The sequence below is a fragment of the Shewanella sp. ULN5 genome (assembly GCF_030731885.1).
Classification (GTDB): Bacteria; Pseudomonadota; Gammaproteobacteria; order Enterobacterales; family Shewanellaceae; genus Shewanella; species Shewanella holmiensis.
The window spans coordinates 59959-67281 of sequence record NZ_JAPJEE010000021.1 but is presented as its reverse complement, the minus strand read 5'-3'; the positions used below and the strand labels follow the sequence as shown (position 1 = coordinate 67281).

8 protein-coding genes are annotated in these 7323 nt (G+C 42.5%); 2 read left to right on the top strand and 6 right to left on the bottom strand.

All coding sequences use genetic code 11. The features are described from left to right. Positions 1-95: 95 nt before the first annotated feature. A complete protein-coding gene (gene recQ, locus ORI98_RS16350) occupies positions 96-1919 on the bottom strand; it encodes a DNA helicase RecQ (RefSeq protein WP_306135937.1) in 1824 nt (607 codons plus the stop codon). Positions 1920-2089: 170 nt separating this feature from the next. Here recQ and ORI98_RS16345 point away from each other — a divergent pair, with 170 nt between their 5' ends. Together ORI98_RS16345 and rarD are read left to right on the top strand one after the other, a co-directional pair. Further along, positions 2090-2554, top strand: coding sequence for a thioesterase family protein (locus tag ORI98_RS16345; RefSeq protein WP_261297718.1), 465 nt, complete (start codon positions 2090-2092; stop codon positions 2552-2554). Positions 2555-2670: 116 nt separating this feature from the next. After that, positions 2671-3573, top strand: coding sequence for an EamA family transporter RarD (rarD, locus tag ORI98_RS16340; RefSeq protein WP_306135936.1), 903 nt, complete (start codon positions 2671-2673; stop codon positions 3571-3573). Between the two features lie 7 nt (positions 3574-3580). Here the strand turns inward: rarD and ORI98_RS16335 are convergent, their stop codons facing one another. The 5 genes from ORI98_RS16335 to radC all read right to left on the bottom strand — a co-directional run bounded on the left by ORI98_RS16335 (position 3581) and on the right by radC (position 7172). Further along, a complete protein-coding gene (locus ORI98_RS16335; RefSeq protein WP_306135935.1) occupies positions 3581-4117 on the bottom strand; it encodes a PH domain-containing protein in 537 nt (178 codons plus the stop codon). A 257-nt stretch (positions 4118-4374) separates the two neighbouring features. Continuing rightward, on the bottom strand, positions 4375-5694 hold the full coding sequence (gene argA, locus ORI98_RS16330) for an amino-acid N-acetyltransferase (RefSeq protein ID WP_261297721.1): 1320 nt from the start codon (positions 5692-5694) through the stop codon (positions 4375-4377). A 262-nt stretch (positions 5695-5956) separates the two neighbouring features. Then, complete coding sequence (gene rpmG, locus ORI98_RS16325; RefSeq protein WP_160054468.1) at positions 5957-6130, bottom strand: 50S ribosomal protein L33; 174 nt, start codon at positions 6128-6130, stop codon at positions 5957-5959. A 6-nt stretch (positions 6131-6136) separates the two neighbouring features. Next, a complete protein-coding gene (rpmB, locus tag ORI98_RS16320) occupies positions 6137-6373 on the bottom strand; it encodes a 50S ribosomal protein L28 (RefSeq protein ID WP_160054466.1) in 237 nt (78 codons plus the stop codon). Between the two features lie 121 nt (positions 6374-6494). Then, positions 6495-7172, bottom strand: coding sequence for a DNA repair protein RadC (radC, locus tag ORI98_RS16315; protein WP_261297722.1), 678 nt, complete (start codon positions 7170-7172; stop codon positions 6495-6497). Positions 7173-7323: the final 151 nt, after the last annotated feature.

The following is a 7323-nucleotide window of genomic DNA, read 5'->3' as shown; positions in this document are numbered from 1 at the left end:
TAAAAATCTAGCTCAAATCTAAGCTGACAGACACCATAAAAAATGGGTAACTGTCAGATCAAGTCTGAGCTACTACAAATGATGATGCCTCGCTTTTATCCGTTAGCTAAATAATCACCTATTTCATCTAAAAACTCACCACCAAAACGATCTAACTTAATTTGACCGACACCATTCACAGCCAACATCTCACCGGGACTGGTAGGCAGCATCGCTGACATTTCCGCCAAGGTGGCATCATTAAACACCAGATAAGGAGGAATGTCGTGTTGTTCGGCCAGCTCACGGCGCAACAGTTTTAAACGCGCAAACAATTTACGATCATATTGCTGAACCGTACGAGTGCTCGATTTACGCTTCACGTCCAATAATTGAATACGCGGCTCAGCCAACATCAAGGCCATTTCAGCTTTTAAAATGGGTCTTGCGGCAGGGTTTAACCGAATACTTGAACCTCGGGTAATATCTTGGCTCGCCAAGCCTAAATGAATCAACTGCCTCAACACGCTTAACCAGTGCTCTGCTGATTTATCTGCACCTATGCCCCATGTGGTCAGTTTATCGTGCCCTCTGTCGACCACATTAGCCGCCTTAGAGCCACGAAGCACATCAATCACATGGTGCATGCCAAAACGTTGCTGAAGGCGAAATACACAAGATAATACTTTTTGCGCGTCTTCTGTGCCGTTATACCGTTTAGGTGGGTCTAAGCAAATATCACAGTTACCACAGGGTTCAGATGCACTTTCGTCAAAATAATGCAGTAACACTTGGCGTCGACAGGTTTGTGCTTCCGCAAAGGCTGCCATGGTATGCAGCTTATGAAACTCGACTTGTTGCTGTGGACCTGGCTCAGATTGTTCTATTAAATGGCGTACCCGGCCAATATCGGCAGGGTCAAACAACATGTATGCTTCGGCATCTAGGCCATCTCGACCCGCTCGGCCCGTTTCTTGGTAGTATGACTCGATACTTTTAGGAATGTCATAATGCACGACAAAACGCACATTCGACTTGTTTATCCCCATACCAAAGGCAACTGTGGCGACGACAATATCAACTTGATCTTTTAAAAACTTATCCTGGATATCAACTCGGTCTTCCTGGCTCATTCCCGCATGATAACCCTGTGCGTTAAAACCTTGTAGGCGAAGACGTTCAGCTACCTCATCGACACGACGCCGACTACTGCAATAGATAATTCCACTGGCCCCATTTTGAGATTGTAAATATTGACGCAGTTGATTGGCTGCATTTAATTTTTCAGCCACGGTATAACGAATATTAGGTCGATCGAAACTAGCCAGCAGCACATATGGTTGAATATGAAGACGCTCACAAATACTGAGCCGAGTCGCTTGATCAGCCGTTGCCGTTAATGCCATTAATGGAATGTGAGGAAAATGCTGTTTAAGTGCGCCTAAGGCTGCATACTCGGGTCGAAAATCATGTCCCCATTGACTAATACAATGGGCTTCATCGACGGCAAATAATGAAATCGTCAGCTCATGCATCCGCTCAATGAAATCGGGTCTTAATAACCGCTCGGGTGATACGTACAGCAGCTTTATTTCACCTTGATGCAACTGACGTAAAATCGCAGCACTTTGCTCACGCGGTAACGATGAATTTAAATACGCTGCACTCACACCACTTTGTCTTAAACTGTCCACTTGATCTTTCATCAGTGAAATCAGCGGCGACACTACGATGGTCACTCCAGGCAAGACGAGCGCAGGCAACTGATAACACATGCTTTTACCGCCACCTGTAGGCATAATCACTAAGGTGTCATTACCCGATAGGGCTTGTTCAATCACCTCGCGCTGCCCATCGCGAAAATCGCGATAGCCAAAAACTTGCTGCAGTTGCGCAGCTAATAAATCATTCTGGGTGGACTCAAGCGGTTGTGATGTCATTAGCGTAAAACTATATATCCATGGTAATAAGGGGCAAAATCGCAGTCTATTCTAAAGCAGTGCAAGCCATATGTCTTGGCATAAACCGTATTCAGTATTAGTGATTGAATCATCTGTAAATTAGCGCTAGATTAAATACTCTACGTTTGTCAGATATACCAAGGAAGAACATGACATCATCTATTCAAGCTCAAGTTTTAGCGCAAGTTGCAGAGGTTTTTGATAAACATGTGCCTTTTCATAATCTATTAGGATTATCGATAACACGCTATGACATTGATGGAGTTGAAGTTGTCGTCAATATGAAGCCAGAGCTGATTGGTAATATACACCAAAATATTCTTCATGGCGGTGTCGCTGCAACCATACTGGATGTTGTAGGCGGCTTAACGGTTTTTGCCGGATTGGTCGCCAGCCGAGAAGATTGGAATATTGAAGAGCTTCAGCAGCGATTAACAACCTTAGGCACTATCGATATGCGTATTGATTATCTTCGCCCAGGAAGAGGGAAAATCTTTACTGGCACAGGAAGTGTTATACGTTCAGGAAATCGCGTCTCAGTTTGCCGTATGGAATTACACAATGAGGAAGGCACTCATATCGCATTTGGCACTGGCACATACATGGTGGGGTGATATCAGCACAATTGTTTACACGGATAATGAAACAAGTTACCTAAGTTTACTTGAGTCGCTCATCGATGAGGCCTACAATCCTCAGTCCATTTGCCTGACAACTCCTGTGATCCTTTATGCCTGATTCAGAATACCGTAAAGGCGTTCTCCTTGCTGTGTGCGCCTATGTTATTTGGGGTATTGCACCACTTTATTTCAAACTGCTCACCCAAGTTTCGCCACTCGAAATTTTAATGCATCGCGTTATTTGGTCATTTATCTTTATGATTGTTTTAATGCAATTTATTGGCGGATTTGGGCGCTTACGTCTAGTACTGAAACACCCCAAACAGGTAGGCGTGTTAATTGTTACATCGGTATTAATCGCGGCTAATTGGCTGATCTTTATTTGGGCGATTAATAACGATCATATGCTGGACGCCAGTTTAGGATACTTTATCAACCCCTTGTTTAATGTGCTTCTGGGGATGATATTTCTGGGTGAAAGATTACGAAAAATGCAATGGGTAGCTGTCAGTTTGGCTTTAATAGGGGTCTTGTTGCAGCTGATCTCATTCGGCTCAATCCCACTAGTATCATTAGCCCTCGCAGCCAGTTTTGGCTTTTATGGCTTATTACGTAAAAAGGTCAATGTGGATGCTAAAACAGGATTACTGATTGAAACCGCCTTGCTCTTACCTGTCGCGTTAGGATATTTACTGCTGACATTAGACTCATCCGCAACCAGCATGTTAGTAAATAGCCTCAATTTGAATTTAACCCTTATCGCTGCCGGTATTGTCACGACCATTCCATTATTGTGTTTTGCTGGCGCAGCGGTACGAATTCCCTTTTCAATTTTGGGCTTCTTCCAATACATAGGCCCAAGTATTATGTTTATTTTGGCGGTAAAGCTGTTTAATGAGCCCTTTGATATGGAAAAAGGCATCACCTTCGGATTTATCTGGCTGGCACTGCTAGTCTTCGTCGGCGATATGCTAACTCAGCGCCAAAAACGTCGCCAAGTGAGCAACGGATGAGTGAGTTTTATGAGTGATTTTTTGAGTGGAGTAAAGCCAATGCGCGCTCTGGTTGCTCCACACTGATCATCATCAAGTAATTTTTGTGCGTGGGTATGATCATTACCCACTGCGAGCCGTCTTTAGCCCCAACGACTGACAATAACGCCCTACGCTTATTCTGTAATGTAAACCACCCTAAACTGTAACCCGGTAAACCTAATCCATTGGTGCGCCATTTAGGCTTCAGATCTGTTTGGGTCGTTAAGTCTGCGATATAGGCTCCTTGCCAATCAATATCTTCAGCATCTAAGGTTTGGGCATAGAGTGGCACGTTTAAAGAAACGCTTTTATCATCCCATATCAGTTGGCTTGTATAAGATTGATATAATGCCACGCTAAATATACTGAATACCGCCAGCAATATCCCCATTGCGGCATATTTTGCAGTGTTTGGCATCGGCTTCATCAATATGATACCCGCAATTACCACTAAACCAACAAGTAAGCCGATTAAACTATAAAGTGCTGAGGTATCGATGGCGCTTAAGGTAATAGTATGCATGCTGAACATTCCGTTGATTCTAATGAGGTGAACCTTAACTAGGCTAATAAAGGCTATCAAACCACATAATATAAGCCAAGCATTAGGTTTTAAAATGACAGTAGGCGATTGATCTCATGCATGAGTTTCACATAAAGATCATCGTATTATCTAGACTGAGATGAAATAGTGACTCTTTCTTTAATCACACGCTGCAAAAGGTGAATTACAGGCATAAAAAATGCCGGACTGGCCGACATTTTCTTACAATCAAAACACTACAAATCAAGCGCGAGAATTTTTGAACGGCGCTGATAGTTATATAACTGCTTTTTCTTATTCGGTAATGCTTCCACTTCGACAATATTAAAGCCGTGCTCTAAAAACCAGTGAATACTGCGCGTAGTGAGGGCAAACAAGCGTGAGTAGCCGCGAACTCTTGCCTGGCCAATGATGTTATTTAATAACACGCTACCGCGGTCAGCATCACGGTAATCAGGATGAACCACTAAACAGGCAAATTCACCGGCGTTATCCTCTTCAAATGGGTATAACGCAGCGCAACCAATCACTAGGTTGTCACGTTCGATCAGCATAAACTGTTCAATTTCCATCTCTAATTGCTCACGAGAACGTCTTACCAGAATACCTTGTTCTTCTAATGGGCGAATAAGGTTTAATACTCCACCGATATCACTGATAGTCGCACGGCGTAATCGCTCAGCGCTTTCGGTAACAATCTGAGTACCAATACCTTCTCGAGAGAATAATTCTTGTAGTAGTGCACCATCATCCAAATAACTGACTAAATGACAACGCGGCACCCCATTACGACAAGCATCAATACTGGCTTTTACGAACGCTGTTGTGCCAGTACAAGCTGAGCCATTCTGCTCCATGATAGCTAAATGCTCTAGCGCTTGATTTGGCATCAGCTCAGCAATCGCATTACCGTTTTCATCCGACAGGCCATTGGTTTTACTAAAACCAATGATTTTATCAGCTTTTAATTTAACCGCTACCTGAGTCGCCACTTCTTCAGCGGTAAGGTTAAAGCTTTCACCAGTAACAGATGCCCCTATCGGCCCCATTAACACAATACAATTATTGTCTAGCTGACGCCGTAAACCCTGACTATCAATACGGCGGACTTTACCGCTTAAGCAAAAATCGACACCATCATCAACCCCTAAAGGCTGTGCGATAACAAAGTTACCGCAGACAAGGTTAATTTGTGCATTTTGCATGGGGGTATTACCAAGGCTCATAGATAAACGCGCGGTAATATCAAATTGGGTTGCACCAGCTACCTGCTTAATGACTTTTAATGTGTCTTCATCGGTAATACGAATACCATTATGGTATGCAGGCTCAATCCCAGCAGCTTTCAAGCCCGCATCAATCTGCGGCCTGGCACCATAGACAAGAACGATTTTAATCCCAAGAGAATGCAACAAAGCCACATCATTTAAAATGCCGCGAAAATGATTATTCGCAAGTGCCTCGCCGCCTAACATTACAACAAATGTTTTACCACGATGGGCATTAACATAAGGTGCAGAATGACGAAATCCATCAACCAGCTCTGTAGTTCTCACGGACAAAATCACCTCTCTTAACATTTAATCATTCAATTTCGATGATTAAGTCGAGTTAACCACCACATCCCACATATGCTATTGCATTTTAATTCACTATTAAAGCATTTATTCTCACTATCAGTGAAATAAAAAACGCATAAAGACTGTAAAAACTTCATGACAGCCAAAAAGTTACCATGAATGATATCCAAGTATAGCTTACTTTTTTAAAGCATAAAAAAAGCCCCAATAAAGGGGCTTTTTTAAGAGTCAAAATCAATTACTTGATTTTAGCTTCTTTGTAGATAACGTGCTGACGAATAACTGGATCAAATTTCTTGATTTCCATTTTCTCAGGCATGTTACGCTTGTTCTTTTCAGTAGTGTAGAAGTGACCAGTTTTAGCAGTTGATACTAATTTGATCTTCTCACGATTACCTTTAGATTTAGCCATTTTCTATTATACCTTCTCGCCACGGGCACGAAGTTCAGCAACAACAACTTCAATACCTTTCTTGTCGATAATACGGATACCTTTAGTAGATACACGTAATTGTACGAAACGCTTTTCTTCTTCTAACCAAAAACGGTGGTTTTGTAGGTTAGGTAAAAAACGACGACGAGTCGCGTTTTTAGCATGCGAACGGTTGTTACCAACCATAGGCTTTTTGCCAGTTACTTGGCATACTCTTGACATGTCAATCTTCTCCAAAACAAATTTTTAACGCTCGAGCATTAATGTGCCTCGTATGGCCGTCGCCCGAGGCACAAAGAGGGCGCATTTTATACACGATTGGCTACACAAGATCAAGTATTGTTTATATTAACCATCCTCGCTCGGCGAAGGACACTATCTCTTTATCACCCACAACCATATGATCTAGCAAAGAAACATCTATAGTTTCTAATGCATTTTTTATTCGCTCAGTTATTCGCCGATCAGCTTGACTGGGCTCTGCAATGCCAGAGGGATGGTTGTGACAGACTATTACTGCCGCAGCACCTTTTTCAAGCACAAGGCTTACCACTTCACGTGGATAAACCGAAGCCGCATTTATAGTGCCGCGGAATAATTCTACAAATTGAATGACTCTATGTTGGTTGTCCAACAATAGTAAGGCGAACACTTCATAGGATCGGTCTGCTAATTGTCTCATTAAATAGTCCCGAGTTAAATCAGGATTTGTCAAAATTTGACCTCTTTGTAGATTTTCTCGCGCAATTCGCTTAGAAATTTCGGCTGCAGCCTGTAATTGAGCAAATTTTACCGGTCCAACACCGTTAATTTTACAAACTTGCTGCTTAGAAGCTGAGAGTAATTTACGTAAACCACCAAACTGCATAATCAGCTGACGCGATAATTCAAGCGCATTTTTGCCCGCAAGACCATTTCTTAATATTACCGCCAGTAATTCTGCATCGGATAATTGTCCTGCTCCGTTGAGTAACAACTTCTCTCGCGGCCCTTCACCCTGAGGCCAATCTTTAATCGCCATAAACGTTCCTTGTTTTATTTACCTGTTGCCATCTAAATTCAATAACGCCCACAAAACAGTATGGTCGAATATTTTGATAATGGATCTTCACCCACTTTCGATTGCTTTGTGGTATCGTTAGCCGCATTAAGATTTGAAGCGAATTTTACCC

What these genes read in the sequence shown, in the direction of transcription:
- rpmG (WP_160054468.1), bottom strand. Translation starts at nt 6,130, where the DNA reads ATGGCTAAATCTAAAGGTAATCGTGAGAAGATCAAATTAGTATCAACT.
- ORI98_RS16345 (WP_261297718.1), top strand. Translation starts at nt 2,090, where the DNA reads ATGACATCATCTATTCAAGCTCAAGTTTTAGCGCAAGTTGCAGAGGTT.
- rarD (WP_306135936.1), top strand. Translation starts at nt 2,671, where the DNA reads ATGCCTGATTCAGAATACCGTAAAGGCGTTCTCCTTGCTGTGTGCGCC.
- ORI98_RS16335 (WP_306135935.1), bottom strand. Translation starts at nt 4,117, where the DNA reads ATGCATACTATTACCTTAAGCGCCATCGATACCTCAGCACTTTATAGT.
- rpmB (WP_160054466.1), bottom strand. Translation starts at nt 6,373, where the DNA reads ATGTCAAGAGTATGCCAAGTAACTGGCAAAAAGCCTATGGTTGGTAAC.
- radC (WP_261297722.1), bottom strand. Translation starts at nt 7,172, where the DNA reads ATGGCGATTAAAGATTGGCCTCAGGGTGAAGGGCCGCGAGAGAAGTTG.
- recQ (WP_306135937.1), bottom strand. Translation starts at nt 1,919, where the DNA reads ATGACATCACAACCGCTTGAGTCCACCCAGAATGATTTATTAGCTGCG.